Here is an 18,580-nt window from a genome sequence, read left to right as displayed (position 1 = left end):
GCCATCAAATTCAAACACTTACCGAAAATCACCGTTTGAGAAGACAAAATTAAAACGGCTTTTCAAACGGTTTTTCCTTTCTCGAGCGAGCAGCACCGGAAAACTAAGCAAGCCCGCGGCCATCTGGTCGCATGGCGGCGATACGCATGTTTATTGTGGTCTGAAACCCACGTTCAGACGACAAGGTTTCTCACGAACGCGGACTTTTTACACGCTGGCAGTGGATTTTGATTATGCCGCAGGCGAAGATCGAGGCCGGGCGGCAACATAGATGCGTATTTTTCGCGCGAGAAAACCGAGGCTCAACCGACGGTTTCGGTCGAACTAAGAACCAAGGAACGGCGCCGGCTACTTGGCCGCCAGAGGTGTTGGCTCTTTCCCAACGACACATCACCACAAACTAAACGGAGTATATCCTATGAAGGAGCCCGGCTTAGACGGTCGTCACCGCGACAAGAACCCACCCAAGGCTGGCGAAATTCAGCAGAAGCGCAGCGATACGCTGAACAAGAATCTGCCAAGGCCCATTCCGCAATTCTCCCCAAACGCCACCCTCGGCACCATGCGGGAGAGAACTGGCAAGGTCAGCGAGGAAGCCGTGAGACGCGCCGCGGCAAAAATGAACAAATAAAGACCGCAAAGCCGGGGTGATCAGCTACCTCGGCGACCGGCCGCGGCGACCGGCTAAAATCGCCAGCATGTTGACTACCGATAGCGTGCCTTCTGCGCAGAGTGCCGCCATCCTGAAATCGGCGGTGCGCTTGTGTTGCAGAGCCAGGGACAAATTGACGGCGGCTCTTGCATGGGCACGAGCTTCCTTACTTTCCGAGCCCTTCAAGTCGCTTTCGAAAATGGCTTCCAGCATGCGTTTCGCGTCACCGCGACTGGGAACAACACTGTCGATGGTGGGGTGGAGAGCGGGATCGTATATCTCCTGCGCAACTGAAATTAGCACCTCGCGGCAAAGTAGGCCGACGGCCTGATATTGCTCCTCGCTGTCCGCCATATCGAGCCGATGCCGAACCTCCTGTAACTGGCGATCGACCTTCTGCCAGCCGGTCGGTTCCTCGAAAACGGCGACGCGGCCGACTTGCTGAGGAGCAAAGATCGGCTTTCCCGAAACCTCTTTGACGCTGACCAGCGCCCATCCATCTGGCGCCAACTCTTTATTGTAGACTTCAACAAGCTTACGCGCCTCATCTGGGTCAGAGCGGACGATGGGATGCACGGTTTCCGAAAGAAATCTCAAGAACTCCTCGTCGGATTCGTACAAAAGATTAAAGCGGGAGTCGTGAAAAACCCAATCGTTCTCCCAGTCGTTGTTGCGCACACGGTGTTGATAAATGTCGCTACTCGCGGTGCGATACCTATAATCGTGGGACGGGAGACTGTTGAGGTCATAGAGGCGCGCCAAGAACTCATTGTCCTGCAGTCGGCCCGACCAGTGCGTCTGACTCATTGTGAAAAAATCGATGATCGATCTCCGAGTCACTTCCGAAATCTCGGTCACGGCGTGACACCCTCCAGGGCGAAGGCGACGTCGCTCACAAGGTTGCCCATCGGGAAGAAGCCGGCTGCGTGTAGAGCACCAAGCGCTTCCTCGAATTGCTGGTATTGGACCGACCCGCTTCCTGTTCGCTTCGCGAGTTCGTCGATTTTGTCTGCAATAGCTTTGATGTGACCTTCGCGGCGCGTTCGCTCCGCCGGTCCGAAACTGCGAGCGCCATCCTGAACGAACAAGTGAGCATGGGATCGAACATACTCAGCTAGAGCGGTAAGGGCGCGCGGACCGCTTGAACGACGGACGCATTCGCGTTTCAGCTCGTGTCGATCCCATAGAAGGTCGCCGTCCTTCGTCATAATGAATGGCTCCTGAAATCCCGGTGAGCCCCAACTCTTGCAAATGTTTTCAATTGCAGCGTTGGCCGTTTGAAATTCATGAAGTTGCTGTCGCGCGATCCGCCCTTTGCTCGTTCCGTCCTGGACGACGAGCGTAACCGGACCATACTCAGGGCTCTTTTTTTCCAAAGCCTTTGCGATGCAGTAGACGGCATCTTCGATCATTTCGCGGTCACGCTCCGCATCTGGAGCACTGTCGGTCCGGCGATAAGTGCCGACTGAAAAGCCGCCGCTCTGAAGTTTGTAAAATGAAAGTTCCATTGTCTCCAATGACGCGCGGCCAGAATCCCAGTCCACCACCCACGGAGCCTTTGCGCCACCGCGTGCTTCCACGCGCTCAATCACGTCGTTGAAATCAATCGTATGCGAACGATGCCGCGTGATCTGATCCTGATCGTCAGTAGCTACCGAAACACTGTCCGGCCGCCACGGCAGATGGCGCTCATGTAGTTTCACCCAAGCTCTAATGGCCTGTTGGGCCGGTCCTGGAATCTCCTCGCCGTCCAACCATCGGCGTACAGTTCGAGGCGAAACACTCAGTAGCTGAGCAGTTTCGCTCGGGGAAAGCCCAAGGCGTTGCAAATATTGACTAAATTGGTCGCGCGTCATTGCTCTCATGCTCGTTATCGGACGATTTGGCATGATATAAGAGACATGGTGTCACTTTTAAAGAGACAAATTAAGCGATTGATATTGCTTTATGATACAAATCCTTGTAGTAATTCTTGATATTGCGGATGATTTGTATCATCTTCCTGCTATGGAAACTGCACCCGTCCGTCAGGAAGATCACGCAACTATGCTCCTCCAAGAGCGTGGAATGATGCGCCTGTCTGAATTTATCAAAGAGGGGATCACTGCAGCCGCTATCTCTCGCATGGAGCAGAAGGGTCTCCTCAATCAACTCAGCCGTGGACTCTACCAGCTACCTGACGCCCCGCTCGATGCCAATCACTCACTGGCCGTCGCCGCGAAGCTCGTACCCAACGGGGTCATCTGTCACGATTCAGCGCTCGCCTTTCACGAACTCACCGATCGTATCCCGCCATTTGTTTGGGTAGCGATTGGTCCGCGTGACTGGCGTCCAACGATTACGCAGCCGCGAATTCAAATTATGCGCTTCGGGCCGAAGGTCTTTGACAAAGGCATCGAGCACCACACAATTGAGAGCGTATCAGTTGCTATTTACTCGCCGGCTAAAACCGTCGTCGATCTTTTCAAGAGCGCTACGCACCAAAAAGCTTTCTACAAATCGTCGACCGGCTTCGCGCACGCCACGCAGGGCATGAAGGAAGCGCTTCGGCTTCGTAAGGCCACCCCTGCTCAGATCGCAAAATTTGCTGTGGAAGCAGGTATTTGGGAGAAGGTCGTCCAGCCCCGCCTGGAGGCGCTCACGGTGGATGCGTAAGCCGGTCGCAAACATTGGCGCCTCAGTTCGCGCGCGGCTGCTCAATCTTGCCAAGGAACGCAACCAGCCTTTTGAGCTCCTGCTCGTCCGATACACGCTTGAGCGCCTTCTTTATCGGCTGAGCAAAAGTCAGCATCGGGATAAGTTCGTCCTAAAAGGCGCCATGCTCATGCGGCATTGGCTCGACGATCCACACCGTCCAACGCGCGATATCGATCTGCTCGGATTTGGTGATAGCGATCCCGAACTTACGTTGAAATTATTTCGTGAGATTTTCATCGTACAAGCCAATGACGCCGTTGTGTTTGATATCGACGGTCTTGCGATCGACACTATCCGCGACGATTCCGGCTATAGCGGTCTACGGCTAAAAACCTACGCAAAGGTCGACGGAGCCCGTGTAAGGGTCGTTATCGATATCGGCTATGGAGACGCGACTGAGCCCGGTTTGAACGACATTGATCTCCCGGTACTGCTCGATCAGCCGGCACCGAACTTGAAAGCTTATCCACCGGAAACGGTCATAGCGGAGAAGTTTCAGGCGATGGTGGCCCTGGGCCTTGCCAACAGTCGGCTCAAAGATTTTTACGACATCTGGACATTGGCGCAAACCTTCGACTTCAAGGACGCCCGGCTCGCACAAGCCATCGCGGCGACGTTTGCCCGTAGAAAGACCGAAATCCCTACGGAACGTCCCGATGGGCTTACGACAGCGTTCGCCAACGACCGCGCAAAACAGCAGCAATGGACCGCCTTCGTCGAGGAAGTTGCCATCAATCCCGGATCGCTTACTGATGTTGTGGAAGCTCTCTCCAACTTTCTTATGCCGCATGCCGCGAAAGCTAGAAGTCTTCCTAAGAAGCAATGAGCCATGACCAGCAAATTCGCGCGCGAAAAACATCTCGTTGAGACACTTTTGAAACGACTGGGAGCCGCCGCGTCTGAATTTCTCGACCCGAATAATGCATCTGGCGTTGAGACCAGAGTCGACGTGGTTGTCGTCATCGCACAAGCGCGCATCGGCATTCAGGTTACGGAACTCGACATGGGATCTATAGCCGGTAAAGCACGGGCTGACGAAAAAAATCTGCTACCGCCGCCGGCGGCGGCGTTTACGGCGCCTGGGCGCAAAACGATCACCTCGAACTCAACAAGTCAATTACGCGGTGTATCTCGCGAAAGGCGGTTCACACCACTGACACCGGGTTCAATAAAGTGTGGCTTTTGATTTCGTGCGGTGTGCCAGAACTCGGCTCGGTTGCATCCACGCTCGTCATGACTCCGTGGCTCACGACAGCCGACCTCGACAGCGCCACCCTGAACGATCTAGAAAAATCAAAATATGATCGCGCTTTTATTCAATCGATCCTCGGGGTCGAGGCAGCCTTGTATTCTTGGGAAGCCGGTCAGCGTTGGCAAAAATCAGTGATGCCAATCCCCGTTGAAGGGACCGGCCCTTCATTCTGGGATCTTCAGCGAATAATGAAACGGCAATAGGCCGGACAAACGGCGTCCACGCCGTTACAGCGCGCTGAGATCCTCTGGCACCTCGCCAAATTTCCTGATCACCTTAGCGTCGCCGAAATCTCCGGTCGAGGGATCGCCCGTGCGACTGAAGGCCACCGCGCCGACATGCCCCGGTTTGCGAGACAAAGCTTCCGCGCGCATGACGACCGCGGTTGGATTAAAATACTCAATCGCTTCACCGGCAGCTATACTGTCGTCGGATGCGACGATCGTTTGAAACTGCTTTCATCAGTTCGCTGACTTCCGATTCCAAATAGTTGTTAGCTGTGATCAGCGCGCGAATAGTCGTGCGCATGTCATCGGACCTCATCGAACTCGCCTTTCGGACGCCATCCGACTGGATCTGCGATCCATCGGTCGATTTCGGATTCATGCCATCCAGTCCCGTTGGTGCTGATTTTGAGCTGAGCCGGGAACGTGCCCTCAGCGATCTTGCGGTAGATGGTGGAGCGAGACAGCCCGGTCCGGGCAAGAACGGTTTTCAGGCGGATAATCCGATCTGGTTCGCGCATGGCCGCGCGGCCTCCTGCTAGCTGTGTCTGACGGCTGCTGAGACCAGACAGGGCAGGCATTCAAGGGCACGCAAGACGGGTTTTGGACGTGCCGTATAGTAGCGCAGAGACGGCGGAAAATAGGACGAGTCAAATTTCGATGCCCCTGCTTCGGCCAAGGTCGAGGCCGTGGCTGAAGGCAAGCTCGAGGCCAAGCCGGCGGCCTGATTCGAGCGCCTGGCCGAACTCGACGGGGGCGGCGAACTGCACCGGCAGCTGAGCGCCGCACGGGCGGCGCTCGGGCGCAACCGGGCAGCGCGCAACCGTCAACAGGCAGCAAGGGCTCGGCATGATATGCGCGCCTGGCAAGTCGAGCGCCGCAAGCGCACGCGGCACCTGATCGAACTGGGCGGCCTCGTGGCCAAAGCAGGTATCGTGGACCTGACCGGAGATGATCGCGCCATCATCCTCGGCGCGCTGCTCTGGATGGCAAACAAGCTTAAAAGCAATCAAAGCGAACAGGCCCGAGCGCTCTGGGCCGCAAAGGGAAAGGAGGCGTTCGCTGTGGAACGAGCGACAGATGCGCCCACGATCTCGTAGACGCCGCAGGATCGGGCATGACCAGATGGCGGGCGGCGCGGAGATTCCAAATATCGCAGCGCTTCCCGCCATGTCCACTATTTCATTCGGAGGAACCTTCAGCCCGAAGAGCTAAGACTGCTTTTCTTTCGCCGTAGGCGGCCAGAATTCCAGTACATGTTTGACGCCGCCACCGCGAAGCCGCCGGCATTCAACCTGATCCTGGTGGACAGCTTCAGCCGTTTCTTCCGCGACCAGTTCCAGTTCGGGTTCTACGTGCGCCGTCTAGCCAAGAACGGCGTGCGGCTCGTGTCCATCACCCAGGAGCTAGCGATCCCATGAGCAACAATCGGCGCAGCTTTTCAGCTAACATGATCATCCCATAGACCGGCCGCATCGGTCGGATAGCCCGCCGCGGCGCGTGCGCGTGCCTTCGCCGCGAAATAGGTTTTCGACCAGGCGAAGCGAGGACCTGTTTTCGAAAGACCGACGCTATCTGCGATGCTGGCGAGACTGATCGCGTGGCCAGCCGCGGCCCAGTGACCTTCGGGAATCTCGTCGATGATGACCTGAATGCTGTGACCGGCATCTTCCCCCGGCGCTTCCGTTGCGGCAAGGCAAGCTTCGGTCACCCAAGCCTGCACCTCACCCTTGTGTTGCGCATTCATGTAGCCTTCCGGAATGCTCACGCGAACCAAGAACCGGCCGGGCCGCGAGATGTAGCCGTTTCCAGTTTCTCCGCCGGCCCACCAGTCACCTCGCGCCAGTTCGTTGAACAGAACCCATGCAAAGGCGCGGCCGCCTTTGGTGTTGGCTCCGCCCTCCATCCGAATCATGACGTCGGTAAGTTTCTTGGCGAGCGTTGCCTTGCTAGTGTCGTTGAGATCACCAGCGCCGTAGCTGACATTCATAATGGGCATTTTAGTTTCCTTTCCGGCTACCGAGGCAGTCGTTGTTGGTGAATTGGCATAACCGTGACCGGCAAATGTCACGAAGCGCGCAGAGGTCGTGACGTTCTGAACGCTCGGTCGTCTCCGCGACCTGTATACCTTGGCGTTTATTGCCTAGCGATTCACCCGTGCGCGAATACTCAATGGCCGGCATGTTCGAGCTCCCACTTCTTGATGTTCGCATCGTCGACCATGATCGTCTCGACGATCATCACATCGCTATCGTCTTCGAGCACCTCGATGTTGATCGAATCGATCGACCACAAGCCGACGCTGTCGCGGTAACCCAGCTCGACGCCGCTGCAGCGGATCGAGCCCTCGCGCACAAATACGTAGACGCCGTGCGACGTCGTCCGCAGGCGATAGGGGAAGCTGCGACCCTTGTCGGCCATCAGGCGGGAGACGCGTATATCCTGAGGGATCGGCAGCGCACCGTCTGCGTCACCCACGAGCTGCACAATTTCATTACGTTTGCGGCGAAAATCAAAATGGCCGCGGTGATAGGTCGGGGGGAGATAGAGCTGCTCAGGCAGCAGCCACAGATAGATCGCATGCATATCCTCCGGCGTCACACTGAGTTCGGAATGCTTGCCGCCGGAGCCGGCCGAAAAGACGTAATAGTCGCCGGCCTGCAGCCGGTCGACCATGCCTGCGCCGGCGGTGTTGATATGGGTAAGTTCTCCGGCGAACACGAAAGCGCAGATGACGAAGTTATGGTGCGGATGCATGTTGTAGCCGCAACCTGCGCCATGAAATATCTCGTCGCCGAAGACGCGGACCGGGCCAAAACCCGGCCGGCCGCCTTGATACTCATGGAAGTTGAAGCTCGATGCCCGCGTGACAAAGCCGTCGGGATGACCGGCAATATAGGAAGATCGCGAACCGTCGGACGTGATCATGTCGTGGCCGCGTTCGGCGTTGCGGATAATGAACGAGTTGGTCATGGGGGTTTTTCCTTCGATATGTCGGGGTCAGGCGGTGCGTGCGAGGTCGGTGCCATTGGACGCGTAGCCAACCATCACCATCTCAAACATGTGCTTCGGGGTACCGCAGTCCGGGCACACCCAATCTTCCGGTATGTCGGCCCAACGGGTGCCAGGAGCCAGACCATGCTCGGGCAGGCCAAGTGCTTCGTCATAGGAAAAGCCGCAGCCGAGGCACATCAGCCGCTTAAATTGTTCATCGATCATTTCGGTCTCCATCGTTGTCGCCTCCGTATCCGAGATGTCCTGAGATCATCGGAGGCGCTTTAAGACGGCGGGTAGGTACACTCGCTGATCGCCTCAGCACAAATACGACTTCAATATGCAGGTATCGGCGAGAGATATGGTGACGCGTGATGAGCAGGGTAGAAACAATTGCGCGGCAGCAGAGCTTACCTCACGCGCCTATATTGAGTGACGATACCCTCATAAGAAACCGGTATTTGAGTCCGCGCGCCTTATCCGGCAAATCATCGCCTGCGAGCCAGACTCAACATTCCTGCAAATTCCCAACGTAGAGGACGTTGCTCTCGGCACTCTGAAGTTATGTTACGTTAAATTGCAGGAGTGAATCATGAAGACGCAAGTAACAATCGTAGGCGCTGGACCAGTGGGCCTGACGATGGCGGCGGAATTGGCCCGCTATGGCGTCTCGGTGCGGATCTTTGACAGAGCGGCTCAGCGAACCGACAAGTCCAAGGCAGTGGTTCTCTGGAGCCGTACGCTGGAATTGCTCGATCGTTCTGGTTGCGCCGATGCTTTTGCCGCTGCGGGAAATCAGATCGAAGCCGCTAACATCATCGCCGATAGCCGGGTTATCGGTCACATCAATATATCGGAAGTGGATAGCTGCTATCCCTTCGCTTTGGCTCTACCGCAATCGGACACCGAGCGATTGCTGGAGGAGCATTTGGCCCGGCTTGGCGTCAGCGTTGAACGTCAAAAAGAGCTCAGCAGCTTCCATCAGAACGAAAACGGCGTCACTGCCATTCTACGAAACCCAGTTGGAAAGGAAGAAGTAATCGAGACGGACTGGCTGATTGGTTGTGACGGCGCGCACAGCGCAGTGCGGCACGGTCTCGGTCTATCTTTTTTGGGTGACACTCTGCAAAGTGAATATATTCTCGCCGATCTCGGTGTCGCGGGATATCCGCTGCCCACGACGGAAATGGTGACGTATTGGCACGAGGACGGAGTGCTGATGATCATCCCGCTGTCAGCGACCCGCTTTCGAGTCATCGCCGATCTCGGCCCTTCGAACGACAGCAGACCTGCCACGCCGACGCTCGATGAAGTGCAGGCCATCATGGATCAACGTGGCCCCGGCGGAATGTCGGCATCCGATCCGATCTGGCTATCGGTATTTCGGATCAACGAGCGCAAAGTCAGCAGTTATCGGTCCGGACGTGTCTTTGTGGCGGGCGACGCCGCGCATGTGCACAGTCCGGCCGGCGGTCAGGGCATGAACACGGGCATGCAGGATGCTTTCAATCTCGCCTGGAAGTTGGCATTCGTCTGTCGTGGCGAGGCCACGGGTACGCTTCTCGACAGTTACAGCGTTGAGCGAACCGCGATTGCCGATCAGGTGATCAAGGCCGCCGGCCAGTTGACCAAGGTTGCCGGTTTGCGGAAGCGCACGGCACAGACCGTTCGGAACCTGTTTGGCTGGTTGATGCTTGGCTTGGCTCCGGTCCGCAAGGCCATGGTCGACGCCATGACTGAAATATCCATTGGCTACGACCACAGCCCGCTCAACGGACCGGCATTTCACCGGATGCCCGCCCCAGGCCGGCGGTTGGCGCCGGTCAGCGGGCAAACCCCGGCCGGTACGGGGGACAGGCCTCGATTTGCACTGTTTGCCATGCCGAGCAGTGGCACTCGCGCGCTCACGGAAAGGTTTCCGTCCATGATCGACGTTCTAATTCGACCTCCAGTAAATCCGGACGTGATTGTCCTGGTACGGCCGGATGGCTACGTCGCCTGCGTCGTGAAGGCCGATGCAGCCGATGCTATCGGGGACTATCTGCACGCGATCTCATTCGGAGTAAGAATCGCGGCTTGATAGCACGCGCAACGAATGGTTCGATCAGGGCGGCTGCGATAATGACGACCACGATTCCGCCGATCATGCCAACGAGGCGATTGATGGCCGGCAGAAGGTCGGGAGACGGTGCGAGGCCCTGCACCATGGACAGGATCGTCGCGACCGCCGCTTGGTGCCCGCTATAGGAGAGGTCCGCATTTCCATGCTTGATGTGGCCGAATATATAGAGCCCGAAGAACAGAAGCATAAACCATAGCAGGGTGTTGTCGCCGACCAACCTTAGGCACAAAAGGCCGTAAGCCCCTCCCAGAATGCAGCCGATGACGCGGTTGAGCGCCGTCCACGCGGGCTCGCGATGCATCGCAATCAGGATCACGAAAGCGGTGATGGGCGTTTGATCCAGACCGGGAAGCTGAAGGCTCTCCCAGATTTGCGGGATGCTTGCCGTGGCAATGCCGCCGGTGATGGCGGTTGCGAGCATCCTTCGATCGAGCGGAACGGCAAAGACTCCAGGTTTCGGCGAAATCGGTGAGACTTGGCCGGAGGGGGCGAACGCAAGTCCGACGAAAAAGGAGACCGCGACACCCACCATGATTTCCATGGAACGGTAAGTCGCTAGTTTGAGTGCGCTGTCCGGAGTTTCAAGCGAACCGAACATGACCAGGATGACGGTCACGGCGCCCAGCAACACAGCATAGCCATGTGTCGTGCGTTCCATCCCGTAAATGCCGAAGGCAACCGCGCAGGCGATAATCGCCTGAAAGACGAAATGGTCGGCGACGAAGTGCGCACCGAAATAGCCCACCGCCGCTCCAGTAATTGTGCCGAGACATCGATCGATGCTCCGGGCGACGGAGCTTGACATGTCCGGGAGGGTGATGGAGATGGCGGTGATTCCGGCCCAATAGGGATTATCGAGATGAAGAAGAATCGCGACAAGGATGGACAGCACGCTCGCCGACGCCGTGCGGAATGCGAGTCCCGCTGTGTGGTCCGAGAAGGAGAACTCGCCGATTTCTGCCTTCAAAGCCTGGGTCAGGCGATAGCTATAATCCGTTCGCGACATCCTGCGACCCTCAAGGGAAAAGCAGAACGCGTGCGTCTGCACCCATGAACAGTGAAACCTCTGGCACGGGTTCAAGCGCAAGCGTCACCTGCATTCGGCGTGCCAGACGAATCCAGTCGGTGGTCGGCGCCACATAAGGCAGTAAGCGTCCTCGATCCTGATCGCGAGCGATGCCGCGCCCGATGCTGACGACGCGCGCAGAAAAGAAGCGCCAGGGGTGACTGTCGAGCCAGATCCACGCGCGCATTCCCGGTGTCAGACGGGACGCAACATACTCCTTGAAGTTTGCCACCACACGCCATTGGGTATCATCGATGAGGCCGATGATCGGCTCGCCCGCTTTGGCGTAGGCTCCGGGACGCAGCGAGAGATTCGTGACGTATCCCGAGACTGGCGCGATGATGCGGGTACGGGAAAGGTTGTATTGGTCGACGGCGAGCTGCGCCTTCGCGACGTCCACGTCGGCGAGGACTGTCGCCACCGCTTCTGCATTGACGCGAAGTTTGGCTTCCACGCCTGCGACGGCGTCGACGGCCTTCTGCCGCTCGTCGGTCGTCCGGTCCATGATTTGCTGCGAAACGGTTTGGTCCTTTACCAGCGTCGCGGAACGCTCATAGTCCCGCTGCGCGAGTGTGACGGCCGCCTTCGCGGCATCGAGTTCGGCGGTCAGCACGGTGGCTTCATCTCGCCTCACCTTCACAGCAGAAGAGGCCTGAAGGATGCGCCTCTGACTGAGGTCCACCGCAAGATCGAACGGTTTTGGATCGAGGGTCGCAAGCGGAGTGCCGACGGTCACCTTTTGATCGTTCGCCACCTCGACACGGTTGACGACACCGGCGACCTCCGGCGCCACCTCCACGAAGTCGGAGCGGACATAGGCGTCCTCGGTAAAGGCGACAAACAGATCGGGCACGAAATAGAGGAAAGCAAGGATCGCGATGATCGACACAAGTATTCGTAGCCGATGCCGGATTCTTGGCCGTGCTGAAGCGTCTCCTTTTGGAATTTCCGACATGTTCAGAGCCTTTCCGGACGCCGGGAGTGTGCCCAGCGGTGATGTTTCCCGTCAATTCCCTTTTACCGAATGATATTGAGATGCACACCCAGTGGAGATATCGTGGGGCCGCCAAAAATTCAGCGGGCTTTATCGCATTTTGAATCTATCGAACTGATATCGGTCACAGTTCATCGAGCGTTGGCGGGTAGATTGCGGTCAAGCGGAACGGAGACGACTTAGCATGGCCAATTATCGGATAACAACGAGGCTCACCATTATTGCGATGCTCGGTTTAATCCCAACGGTTGCTCACGCTGGTCCTTGCAGCGAGGACATTGCACAATTCGAGGAGACCGTGCGCCAATCGGCAGGAAACCCGAATGCAGGATTAATGGCGCATCAGTCAGTTGACGCGCAGCTGAACCGCCAACCGACGCCACGTTCTCTAAAACGAGAGAAAGATCGTCTTCAAGCGAAATTCGCAGCGAGGATGTCTCGCGCCGAGAGGCTCGACAAACGAGGCGATCGCGAGGGCTGCGTACGCGCTCTCGCTGCTGCCAAGCGAATGTATATTCCGTAATGGGAAGTCTTTGAGGTGTTCAGCACATCCAGAATGCCGCGCTGGTGAATGTCTCTTGCTGGGCACTTACAAGTGCGACCCCAATTCCGGGGTTTTCTTTTCTGCTGTATTGGACCCTGTAAATTCGCTCTTCTAGGAATATTGCTATTTTGGCAGTTAAAGCCACTGCGTCCAATTCGATAATGGAACCAGCCATGAGACAGAAACGGCAACGTTTAATTTCCGTTCTATTATTTTTGCTGGTTGGCCTTGAGCTGAGCCGCGTTCAAGCAAGCCCCTATCAGCCGCTCAATTGCTCGACGGCCTCGACGGCCGCCTTAGCTGCGATCTGCAAGAACTATGCGCTCGGTCAGGATGAAGCGCGGCAGGCTACACTCTTTAGTGTTTTGACGTCCCTTGTTGCTATGGGACAGCGAGCCGATCTTGTTGAGGCACAGCGTCGGTGGATCGCGGTCCGCGAGGCCTGCGGCGAAGACATAAAATGCCTCTCCACTGCGTACAAAACGCGGATAGAAGAATTATCGCAAGCGATCGAAACATTGGCTAAGAGGGGACCTTATTAGAATGTAATTGCCAAATCTTAACCGCGGATACTCCTCAAAATGGCGAGGCTCGAGTAAGCGCCACTGGATAGAATGGGATATTCAACTCTTCGAGAACTGATTGTTGTTGTGTCCCGAAGATATCTCTCTCGTCAACAGAACCGAAGATATTAGGACGCTCGACAGATATCTTAATCGCATTGCATGCATCGACGAAAAAAGTCCCGATGATCCTGGCGAGTGGAAGATCCAGAATTTTCGCAATGCTCTCCCTTGAAAAAAGATTTGATTGCAGAGCGGCCTCGTAATTCTCGGCCGATGTGAAGAAAATATCGAACGTCTGCCGATTTATGCCCACGTCCTTGCTTCGGATGATAGTCGCCATGTCAAGTAACCGGTATTCACCGATCGGCGTTTCGGCTGGCGTATGATCGTCAATCAACGAAAGTGTGCGAAAATCCACGTCACCGCCGTGGTTGCGATCGGCTATTTCGAAATATTGCGCATGGTCGACGCCGTCCTCCTCCCAAATAGCTCCACGCGCAGTGTAGTAGGTGATCGGGAACATGGCCTCGATCACCTCTTTGCTTTGCAGCAGATGATAAAGCGACCAGGCATAGGCGTCTGGAGCCTCCATATTCATACGGGAAGAACTCTTCGGGACCGCCAGCGAGGTAACGCGATCGATTTCTTGGCGATGGCGCTGCTCGAGCCTCTCTCGATCGCGATCAAAAGTCCGCAGAAAGACGGCTGGATTTTGGGCATCTGCGTCGGTGATTGTGAAACTGGCATTGGCAAGCGCATCTGGAAATTCTTCAGACACAGATTTGAAGATCGCCGATTTGATTCTCGTGTAATTCGCCAGAAATACAGGATCGCGCGTTCCGCTCGGCACGATGGACCCGAATTGACCATCCTCCCGTCTGAAGCTGATGAGGCTCGGGGACATCGGAAAGGCGATGTTGCCCGCGGTCGTCTTACGTCCAGGATAGCCGAAATGAAACATGTAACGCGCCAGTAGTCTCGCTAGACGGGCCGCATCTTTCGGCTTCTTTGCGCTCGTTTCGATGACAATTCCCAGTTCGCGGCTACTGCTATCGACCGGCGTCGACCGGACACCATTACGTCCATATACGAGAATGTCTTTAGGGATCGAGCTCAACAGAGCCGGATCGATATAGATGAGTGAGGTCTTCTGCGGACCGAGCCACCGCGCGCCCTCGACCTTGATGCTAAACTTCGTCGGATTATTGTCGCGCACCAACGCGCTGCCTCGAAATCCCGCGGTTCTGCCGTCACGCGCAAAGAACTGCGTCTTTTCCGTCGCAAGAATACCTTCAGGGTAGAACTGCAACTGCGGATGGATCTCCTGGTGCAGCGAATGAGCGGCCAGCGAATAAGGCGTGCAGCGCCGCGCGGGATTCGGCGACGAGAACACCGCCGATCCATCGTCGTAGACCTCGGCAACGAGACAATCGGACGGCGACCCGGGATCGCAAGCAAGAGCGCCGCATTCCAGGACTTGCCCAACATGGTAGGCAAGTCCGGCACTGATCCCGCGGCGGATCATGTCGGACGCGAACAGCGCCACATCACATGAACGGCCTGCGATGATGAATTGGGCACCGCCGTTGAGCGCGGTGATGAGCGGATGAACGCCCATTTGACCGACAATCGTACTCTCGCGCAGAGTCTGCTCGTCGAGTTTTGGCCCGGTGCCGATGGCGCTCAACGCGCCCACACGATACTCATTCACGACAATTTCAGGATCGAGCTCGGATCTTATGACGGCGACTCTCGCCTCCGTCACGTTGAGTTCAGCAAAGACCTCCTTGGCGAGGTCGAGCATCCAGTCGACGTTCCGATTGCCGCCAGCCATGCCGGAGCTGCCAAGAATGACAGGGCAGCCAATCTTTTTGCCGGCGGCCACCATGTCGCGATAATCGGCCTTAATGGCCTCTCGATCGAAAAACGCGGTACCGGTGCCGAGAAAATAGGGGCCGGCGTCCATCGAACCGCCATCGCACACGATGGCGTCAACCTGCCCATTCAGAGCGGACTGCAATGACTCCCTGGGGTAACCGTAGCCGAGCGTGCCGCAGGCCGCGACGACGCGATAAACAAGCTTAGGCATAACACTGCTCTTCATGCTCTGACGGTTTTCGTCGATGGAACCGCCAACGACGCGAAAACAAATGGGCCGCGTCATGCTCTTGGGCAAATAGGACTTCGATATGCAGGTATCGGTACGGAATATGACCGGCTATTCGATCTGTTCGAGGCCGCCTGCATCGCACTGGCTCGTCAAGACGCAGGCCTCGCATAGGCCGGTCCGGGAGACGATCGGACGTGTTGGGCTTTCCGGGGGAAAGGAAAGCCCAACTGCGGCCGAATACTTAGCGCCAGCGACCACCCTCGCGCTCGCCAAATCCCCTATCGGTCCGGCGCTCCGGGTGGAAAGACGGCATCCGTTCAGGTCGCGCCATCTCTCCTTCGTTTCGCCGCGGCAAGGCGGGGCGCTCCATACCTCGATCGCCGCCGGCCCGTTCCAGATCGGGATCGCGACGATCGGGCGCCGCTCTCGCGCCATCATCGCCGACCCTGCGCTCCGGATCACGTGGTGCATCGACACGCGGGCCGTCGTTCCGGTCGTGAGGCGATTGGGTATCCGCGCGGTCGGCCGGCCTTTGATTCGGCTGTTCGCCCGGTCGATCCTTGAACGGATCGCTACGTCCGGCATCCAGCCGATCCCTGAACGCATCGCGCGCGGTCACCTCGTTGCCCTGACCGAAGCGATCGGCCAGCGCACGATTGCCGTACGGCACGTTGCCACGATGCGCGGGATTGTGAGTCCACACATTGTTGGTCACGTTGATGTTGGTGCGGTTGAACACGTTGTAATTATTGACGTTGATAATGACGTTGTGGTGCCACCAGTCGCAATTGCCCCAGATGGCGGCGCCGACGGCAACACCCGCGGCAAACGAAACCACGTTGCCGGCAACAAACCCGGGCGGCGACCAGTAGAACGGCTGATAGGCCGGGTAGTCCCAGGTGCCATAGGCGACAGCCGGATTGTAGACTGGGACATAGTAGACTTCGGGATTGACCGGCTGGATCACGATCGGCTGCCGGGTCGCCGCGGCAATGCTGTCGGCCGGCGGCGACGCTGCCGTCACCACCTGTTGTGGCGTCGATTGCAGATTGCCGGCGGCTTGCGCCTCGGCACGGAGCTTTTGCACCGCATCGAGCACATCCTTCTGCTGGGCCAGGAACGCGTCGCCAAGCTGCTGTGTCCAGTCAAGCTTGTCGTTCATCATCTCCAGCGTCTGTGGCACCGCTGTGAGCGCCTTGACGCTCGGGTCCCACGACTGGCTTTGCATCGCAGTCTCAAGCCACGACCCCTTTGTGTCCGGATTGTCGCGCGACCAGCGTGCCGCTTCCACGACTTCGAGCGGATAGGTTGACGCCATCAGGATCTGCGTCAGCAAGGAGTCAGGATAGAGCGCGATCGGAGCCACAAGCTGCTCGATCTGGGCTTCGGGAAGATTTTGACTGGCTTGCTGGCTCTGGCTCTGAGCCGGCACGGCTGGGGCCTGGGCTTTTGCCGCTCCGCCAGCGGCCATCCAGACCGGACCGATGAGCGCAGCGCAAAGGGTCAAGCGGCAAGTCGTCGTCGCGAATTTGTTAGGCATTTGGTTTCTCCAAGCTGGCCGCGCCGCAATCGCTGCGCACGCGGCCGATCATGACAATGAGCGAGACATGCCGTCTCAGATGCAGACTTGCTGGCCGTTTCGCCAGACGCAGTTCGAACCGCGACGATACGCATAGACGTTTCCGTAGCGGCCAACCGCCACCGCGCCGTTGCGGCTGAAGCCGATCGCGCCGCGAGAACTGATGCAGCCGGCACGGTAGACGCCGCGCGCACAAGTGAACGCGCTCGCGTCCGATACGCTCAGCATGGTGCCGAGCACGCCGACAATCGCGGCGGCGGCGTATTTGGTCTTGCGCGACGTCAGGGCGGTCGCGCTGCGGTTGAGAATGGTCTTGAGATTGTTCATGGGTCCGTTCCTTTCACGGTCAATAGGGCTTCGTTCCGCGAAAGCGAGCTGCTTCGCGGCTGAGATGATTGTCGATGTTTGAAACACGGGCCGTGGCGATCAAACGACATGGCCCGTCAACGCGACAACAAATGCAGCAAACCGGGATCGAAAACAAATACCGCCTCAATATGCAGGTATCGTCTTGGACTATGGCTCGGCCTCGCGATGCTCGCACAACAAGACACCGCTGCGAGCGGCAGCGGTGTTTCCGGTTTTGCAAATCGTGCGCGTCCCAGCCGGACTTCGCCAATGCCAGCCGGCCCAGATCGTTTGCGCCGTGGCTTTCCAGATCGGCCAGCACCGCTTCGTCGGACAGCGGCATTTTGCGGGAATGCTTCCAGTCATGGGCGGCGGTTTTGACCAATCGCTTGACCACATGCGCCGACGACGTCTCGATCGCCAATTCACGTCGATCATCGAAGCTGCCGGGACTGAGGTTAATCGATCCGACAATCGCGCGCGCCTCGTCGGCGATCATGATCTTGCCGTGCAGTTTCAGATTTTTGAGCACGTGCACCTTCGCGCCCACATCGTGAACAATACGCAGGCCGCTGACCCCTTCAAACAGCTTCTTCTTTTTCAGCTTGTGCAGAGCCCGCGACATGATGCGAACCTGTACGCCTCGCCGCGCCGCTCGCACGATGCGTTCGATGATCACCATGTCCTGGTAGCGCTCGTTCTGCAGCCAGAGCGTCTCTTTGGCGCCGTCGATAAAGTCGGCGATGCGCTGACGGCCGTTATTCGGACACCAGATCAGGTCAGACCCCGCCTCCGGCTCGAACGCTCTTTCCTCCCAATCGGCATCGAAGCACCGCACCATCTCCTCGACTTCCGTTTTTTTCGTCGTTTCGACGGCATAGTCGCGCGTTTCCGTGAGATCGCGGAGCTCCCAGTTCAGCGATTCGATGAACCCGATCCGATCGTCGATCACCATCGATTTTTGATGGGTGACGGCGAAGGCACTATTGCTGTCGCGAACGCTGACGCCGGCCGCGAGCAGTGCATTTCGGGTGGCCTCGTTGTCGCTGGTGCCATCCCGCCGTGCCGGGTTCAGCATGACGCGCACGTTCACGCCCCGATGCCTGGCCGCGATCACGGCATCGAGCAGCGATTTGTAGGTAAACAGGAACATGCGGATATTGAGGCTGTGCCTGGCCGAATTGACGGGATCAAGAATGGCCTGCGCCGTATCATCCGGGAGCACGATCAATCGATGGGACATGACTGGTTTCCTTGCTTATGCCGCGTGAGCGACAGAGGTGCCCTGCTGGACTCGTTGCAGGTCGGCATAGACGCCGCCGCGTCCGATCAATGCGGTATGAGAGCCTTCTTCCACCACGACGCCGTCTTTCAGGACGATGATCTTGTCCGCATCGACCAGCGTGCTGAGACGATGCGCGATCATGATGAC

At 57.5% G+C, this 18,580-nt stretch carries 25 protein-coding genes; 11 read left to right on the top strand and 14 right to left on the bottom strand.

Going from position 1 to position 18,580, the window contains the following annotated elements:
* Both ABSE61_RS32600 and ABSE61_RS32595 read left to right on the top strand, forming a co-directional pair.
* Positions 1–271: hypothetical protein (locus tag ABSE61_RS32600; RefSeq protein WP_423875283.1), on the top strand; the 271-nt coding region annotated here is incomplete at its 5' end.
* Between the two features lie 147 nt (positions 272–418).
* Positions 419–631, top strand: a complete 213-nt coding sequence (locus tag ABSE61_RS32595) for a hypothetical protein (protein ID WP_423875282.1) — start codon at positions 419–421, stop codon at positions 629–631.
* Positions 632–655: 24 nt separating this feature from the next.
* On the opposite strand, the gene ABSE61_RS32590 is transcribed toward ABSE61_RS32595, so the two are convergent.
* Together ABSE61_RS32590 and ABSE61_RS32585 are read right to left on the bottom strand one after the other, a co-directional pair.
* Positions 656–1,510, bottom strand: a complete 855-nt coding sequence (locus ABSE61_RS32590) for an AbiJ-related protein (protein ID WP_423875281.1) — start codon at positions 1,508–1,510, stop codon at positions 656–658.
* On the bottom strand, positions 1,507–2,508 hold the full coding sequence (locus tag ABSE61_RS32585) for a helix-turn-helix domain-containing protein (RefSeq protein ID WP_423875280.1): 1,002 nt from the start codon (positions 2,506–2,508) through the stop codon (positions 1,507–1,509). Before ABSE61_RS32585 ends, ABSE61_RS32590 begins: the two co-directional genes overlap by 4 nt.
* 211 nt (positions 2,509–2,719) lie before the next feature.
* Here ABSE61_RS32585 and ABSE61_RS32580 point away from each other — a divergent pair, with 211 nt between their 5' ends.
* The 4 genes from ABSE61_RS32580 to ABSE61_RS32565 are packed head-to-tail and all read left to right on the top strand — an operon-like array spanning position 2,720 to position 4,804.
* Entirely contained in the window at positions 2,720–3,307 is a 588-nt protein-coding gene (locus tag ABSE61_RS32580) for a type IV toxin-antitoxin system AbiEi family antitoxin domain-containing protein (protein ID WP_490338382.1), read from the top strand.
* Positions 3,300–4,175, top strand: coding sequence for a nucleotidyl transferase AbiEii/AbiGii toxin family protein (locus ABSE61_RS32575; protein WP_423875278.1), 876 nt, complete (start codon positions 3,300–3,302; stop codon positions 4,173–4,175). Before ABSE61_RS32580 ends, ABSE61_RS32575 begins: the two co-directional genes overlap by 8 nt.
* Positions 4,176–4,178: 3 nt before the next feature.
* Complete coding sequence (locus tag ABSE61_RS32570) at positions 4,179–4,535, top strand: hypothetical protein (protein WP_423875277.1); 357 nt, start codon at positions 4,179–4,181, stop codon at positions 4,533–4,535.
* Positions 4,523–4,804, top strand: coding sequence for a hypothetical protein (locus ABSE61_RS32565; RefSeq protein ID WP_423875276.1), 282 nt, complete (start codon positions 4,523–4,525; stop codon positions 4,802–4,804). Before ABSE61_RS32570 ends, ABSE61_RS32565 begins: the two co-directional genes overlap by 13 nt.
* Positions 4,805–4,828: 24 nt before the next feature.
* Here the strand turns inward: ABSE61_RS32565 and ABSE61_RS32560 are convergent, their stop codons facing one another.
* The 3 genes from ABSE61_RS32560 to ABSE61_RS32550 form a co-directional block, all read right to left on the bottom strand.
* Complete coding sequence (locus tag ABSE61_RS32560) at positions 4,829–5,044, bottom strand: hypothetical protein (RefSeq protein ID WP_423875285.1); 216 nt, start codon at positions 5,042–5,044, stop codon at positions 4,829–4,831.
* 86 nt (positions 5,045–5,130) lie between these two features.
* Positions 5,131–5,346 (bottom strand): helix-turn-helix transcriptional regulator, encoded by a 216-nt coding sequence (locus tag ABSE61_RS32555; protein ID WP_423875275.1) that lies wholly within the window; start codon positions 5,344–5,346, stop codon positions 5,131–5,133.
* Positions 5,347–5,475: 129 nt separating this feature from the next.
* The gene (locus tag ABSE61_RS32550; protein ID WP_423875286.1) at positions 5,476–5,676 is read right to left on the bottom strand and encodes a hypothetical protein; all 201 of its coding nucleotides are present in this window, start codon (positions 5,674–5,676) and stop codon (positions 5,476–5,478) included.
* Positions 5,677–5,679: 3 nt separating this feature from the next.
* Here ABSE61_RS32550 and ABSE61_RS32545 point away from each other — a divergent pair, with 3 nt between their 5' ends.
* Positions 5,680–5,925: a conjugal transfer protein TraD gene (locus ABSE61_RS32545; RefSeq protein ID WP_423875274.1), complete on the top strand. Its 246-nt coding sequence runs from the start codon at positions 5,680–5,682 to the stop codon at positions 5,923–5,925.
* 84 nt (positions 5,926–6,009) lie between these two features.
* Positions 6,010–6,246: a recombinase family protein gene (locus tag ABSE61_RS32540; RefSeq protein ID WP_423875284.1), complete on the top strand. Its 237-nt coding sequence runs from the start codon at positions 6,010–6,012 to the stop codon at positions 6,244–6,246.
* Between the two features lie 20 nt (positions 6,247–6,266).
* On the opposite strand, the gene ABSE61_RS32535 is transcribed toward ABSE61_RS32540, so the two are convergent.
* The 3 genes from ABSE61_RS32535 to ABSE61_RS32525 form a co-directional block, all read right to left on the bottom strand.
* The gene (locus ABSE61_RS32535; RefSeq protein ID WP_423875273.1) at positions 6,267–6,824 is read right to left on the bottom strand and encodes a tautomerase family protein; all 558 of its coding nucleotides are present in this window, start codon (positions 6,822–6,824) and stop codon (positions 6,267–6,269) included.
* A 170-nt stretch (positions 6,825–6,994) separates the two neighbouring features.
* Positions 6,995–7,798 carry a pirin family protein gene (locus ABSE61_RS32530; RefSeq protein ID WP_423875272.1) on the bottom strand — a complete coding sequence of 268 codons (804 nt, stop codon included), beginning with the start codon at positions 7,796–7,798 and terminating at the stop codon, positions 6,995–6,997.
* A gap of 27 nt (positions 7,799–7,825) precedes the next feature.
* Positions 7,826–8,044: a rubredoxin gene (locus ABSE61_RS32525; protein ID WP_423875271.1), complete on the bottom strand. Its 219-nt coding sequence runs from the start codon at positions 8,042–8,044 to the stop codon at positions 7,826–7,828.
* Between the two features lie 367 nt (positions 8,045–8,411).
* On the opposite strand from ABSE61_RS32525, the gene ABSE61_RS32520 reads away from it, so the two are divergent.
* Positions 8,412–9,899: an FAD-dependent monooxygenase gene (locus tag ABSE61_RS32520; RefSeq protein WP_423875270.1), complete on the top strand. Its 1,488-nt coding sequence runs from the start codon at positions 8,412–8,414 to the stop codon at positions 9,897–9,899.
* Here the strand turns inward: ABSE61_RS32520 and ABSE61_RS32515 are convergent.
* Complete coding sequence (locus ABSE61_RS32515; RefSeq protein ID WP_423875269.1) at positions 9,847–10,947, bottom strand: FUSC family protein; 1,101 nt, start codon at positions 10,945–10,947, stop codon at positions 9,847–9,849. The genes ABSE61_RS32520 and ABSE61_RS32515 overlap by 53 nt on opposite strands.
* 10 nt (positions 10,948–10,957) lie before the next feature.
* The gene (locus tag ABSE61_RS32510) at positions 10,958–11,896 is read right to left on the bottom strand and encodes an HlyD family secretion protein (protein ID WP_423875268.1); all 939 of its coding nucleotides are present in this window, start codon (positions 11,894–11,896) and stop codon (positions 10,958–10,960) included.
* Positions 11,897–12,185: 289 nt separating this feature from the next.
* Between ABSE61_RS32510 and ABSE61_RS32505 the strand changes: the two genes are divergently transcribed.
* The gene (locus tag ABSE61_RS32505; RefSeq protein ID WP_423875267.1) at positions 12,186–12,524 is read left to right on the top strand and encodes a hypothetical protein; all 339 of its coding nucleotides are present in this window, start codon (positions 12,186–12,188) and stop codon (positions 12,522–12,524) included.
* 194 nt (positions 12,525–12,718) lie between these two features.
* Positions 12,719–13,087 (top strand): lysozyme inhibitor LprI family protein, encoded by a 369-nt coding sequence (locus ABSE61_RS32500; protein ID WP_423875266.1) that lies wholly within the window; start codon positions 12,719–12,721, stop codon positions 13,085–13,087.
* Positions 13,088–13,121: 34 nt separating this feature from the next.
* On the opposite strand, the gene ABSE61_RS32495 is transcribed toward ABSE61_RS32500, so the two are convergent.
* From ABSE61_RS32495 to ABSE61_RS32480, 4 genes are all read right to left on the bottom strand, one after another.
* Positions 13,122–15,275: a DUF4387 family protein gene (locus ABSE61_RS32495; protein ID WP_423875265.1), complete on the bottom strand. Its 2,154-nt coding sequence runs from the start codon at positions 15,273–15,275 to the stop codon at positions 13,122–13,124.
* Positions 15,276–15,462: 187 nt separating this feature from the next.
* Positions 15,463–16,761 (bottom strand): DUF3300 domain-containing protein, encoded by a 1,299-nt coding sequence (locus ABSE61_RS32490; RefSeq protein WP_423875264.1) that lies wholly within the window; start codon positions 16,759–16,761, stop codon positions 15,463–15,465.
* A 75-nt stretch (positions 16,762–16,836) separates the two neighbouring features.
* Positions 16,837–17,127, bottom strand: a complete 291-nt coding sequence (locus ABSE61_RS32485) for a hypothetical protein (RefSeq protein ID WP_423875263.1) — start codon at positions 17,125–17,127, stop codon at positions 16,837–16,839.
* Positions 17,128–17,146: 19 nt separating this feature from the next.
* Entirely contained in the window at positions 17,147–18,391 is a 1,245-nt protein-coding gene (locus tag ABSE61_RS32480) for a phospholipase D-like domain-containing protein (protein WP_423875262.1), read from the bottom strand.
* Between the last annotated feature and the right edge of the window lie 189 nt (positions 18,392–18,580).

Origin of the sequence: Bradyrhizobium sp., from assembly GCF_049519115.1 — a bacterium.
In the GTDB taxonomy this organism is placed as follows: Bacteria; Pseudomonadota; Alphaproteobacteria; order Rhizobiales; family Xanthobacteraceae; genus Bradyrhizobium.
The sequence above is the reverse complement of the archived record's forward strand: the minus strand, read 5'-3'. Positions and strand labels throughout refer to the sequence as shown.

What these genes read in the sequence shown, in the direction of transcription:
- ABSE61_RS32515 (WP_423875269.1), bottom strand. Translation starts at nt 10,947, where the DNA reads ATGTCGCGAACGGATTATAGCTATCGCCTGACCCAGGCTTTGAAGGCA.
- ABSE61_RS32555 (WP_423875275.1), bottom strand. Translation starts at nt 5,346, where the DNA reads ATGCGCGAACCAGATCGGATTATCCGCCTGAAAACCGTTCTTGCCCGG.
- ABSE61_RS32570 (WP_423875277.1), top strand. Translation starts at nt 4,179, where the DNA reads ATGACCAGCAAATTCGCGCGCGAAAAACATCTCGTTGAGACACTTTTG.
- ABSE61_RS32580 (WP_490338382.1), top strand. Translation starts at nt 2,720, where the DNA reads ATGATGCGCCTGTCTGAATTTATCAAAGAGGGGATCACTGCAGCCGCT.
- ABSE61_RS32480 (WP_423875262.1), bottom strand. Translation starts at nt 18,391, where the DNA reads ATGTCCCATCGATTGATCGTGCTCCCGGATGATACGGCGCAGGCCATT.
- ABSE61_RS32485 (WP_423875263.1), bottom strand. Translation starts at nt 17,127, where the DNA reads ATGAACAATCTCAAGACCATTCTCAACCGCAGCGCGACCGCCCTGACG.
- ABSE61_RS32490 (WP_423875264.1), bottom strand. Translation starts at nt 16,761, where the DNA reads ATGCCTAACAAATTCGCGACGACGACTTGCCGCTTGACCCTTTGCGCT.
- ABSE61_RS32575 (WP_423875278.1), top strand. Translation starts at nt 3,300, where the DNA reads ATGCGTAAGCCGGTCGCAAACATTGGCGCCTCAGTTCGCGCGCGGCTG.
- ABSE61_RS32595 (WP_423875282.1), top strand. Translation starts at nt 419, where the DNA reads ATGAAGGAGCCCGGCTTAGACGGTCGTCACCGCGACAAGAACCCACCC.
- ABSE61_RS32495 (WP_423875265.1), bottom strand. Translation starts at nt 15,275, where the DNA reads ATGACGCGGCCCATTTGTTTTCGCGTCGTTGGCGGTTCCATCGACGAA.
- ABSE61_RS32535 (WP_423875273.1), bottom strand. Translation starts at nt 6,824, where the DNA reads ATGCCCATTATGAATGTCAGCTACGGCGCTGGTGATCTCAACGACACT.
- ABSE61_RS32505 (WP_423875267.1), top strand. Translation starts at nt 12,186, where the DNA reads ATGGCCAATTATCGGATAACAACGAGGCTCACCATTATTGCGATGCTC.
- ABSE61_RS32585 (WP_423875280.1), bottom strand. Translation starts at nt 2,508, where the DNA reads ATGACGCGCGACCAATTTAGTCAATATTTGCAACGCCTTGGGCTTTCC.
- ABSE61_RS32525 (WP_423875271.1), bottom strand. Translation starts at nt 8,044, where the DNA reads ATGATCGATGAACAATTTAAGCGGCTGATGTGCCTCGGCTGCGGCTTT.
- ABSE61_RS32550 (WP_423875286.1), bottom strand. Translation starts at nt 5,676, where the DNA reads ATGCCGAGCCCTTGCTGCCTGTTGACGGTTGCGCGCTGCCCGGTTGCG.
- ABSE61_RS32545 (WP_423875274.1), top strand. Translation starts at nt 5,680, where the DNA reads ATGCGCGCCTGGCAAGTCGAGCGCCGCAAGCGCACGCGGCACCTGATC.
- ABSE61_RS32530 (WP_423875272.1), bottom strand. Translation starts at nt 7,798, where the DNA reads ATGACCAACTCGTTCATTATCCGCAACGCCGAACGCGGCCACGACATG.
- ABSE61_RS32500 (WP_423875266.1), top strand. Translation starts at nt 12,719, where the DNA reads ATGAGACAGAAACGGCAACGTTTAATTTCCGTTCTATTATTTTTGCTG.
- ABSE61_RS32520 (WP_423875270.1), top strand. Translation starts at nt 8,412, where the DNA reads ATGAAGACGCAAGTAACAATCGTAGGCGCTGGACCAGTGGGCCTGACG.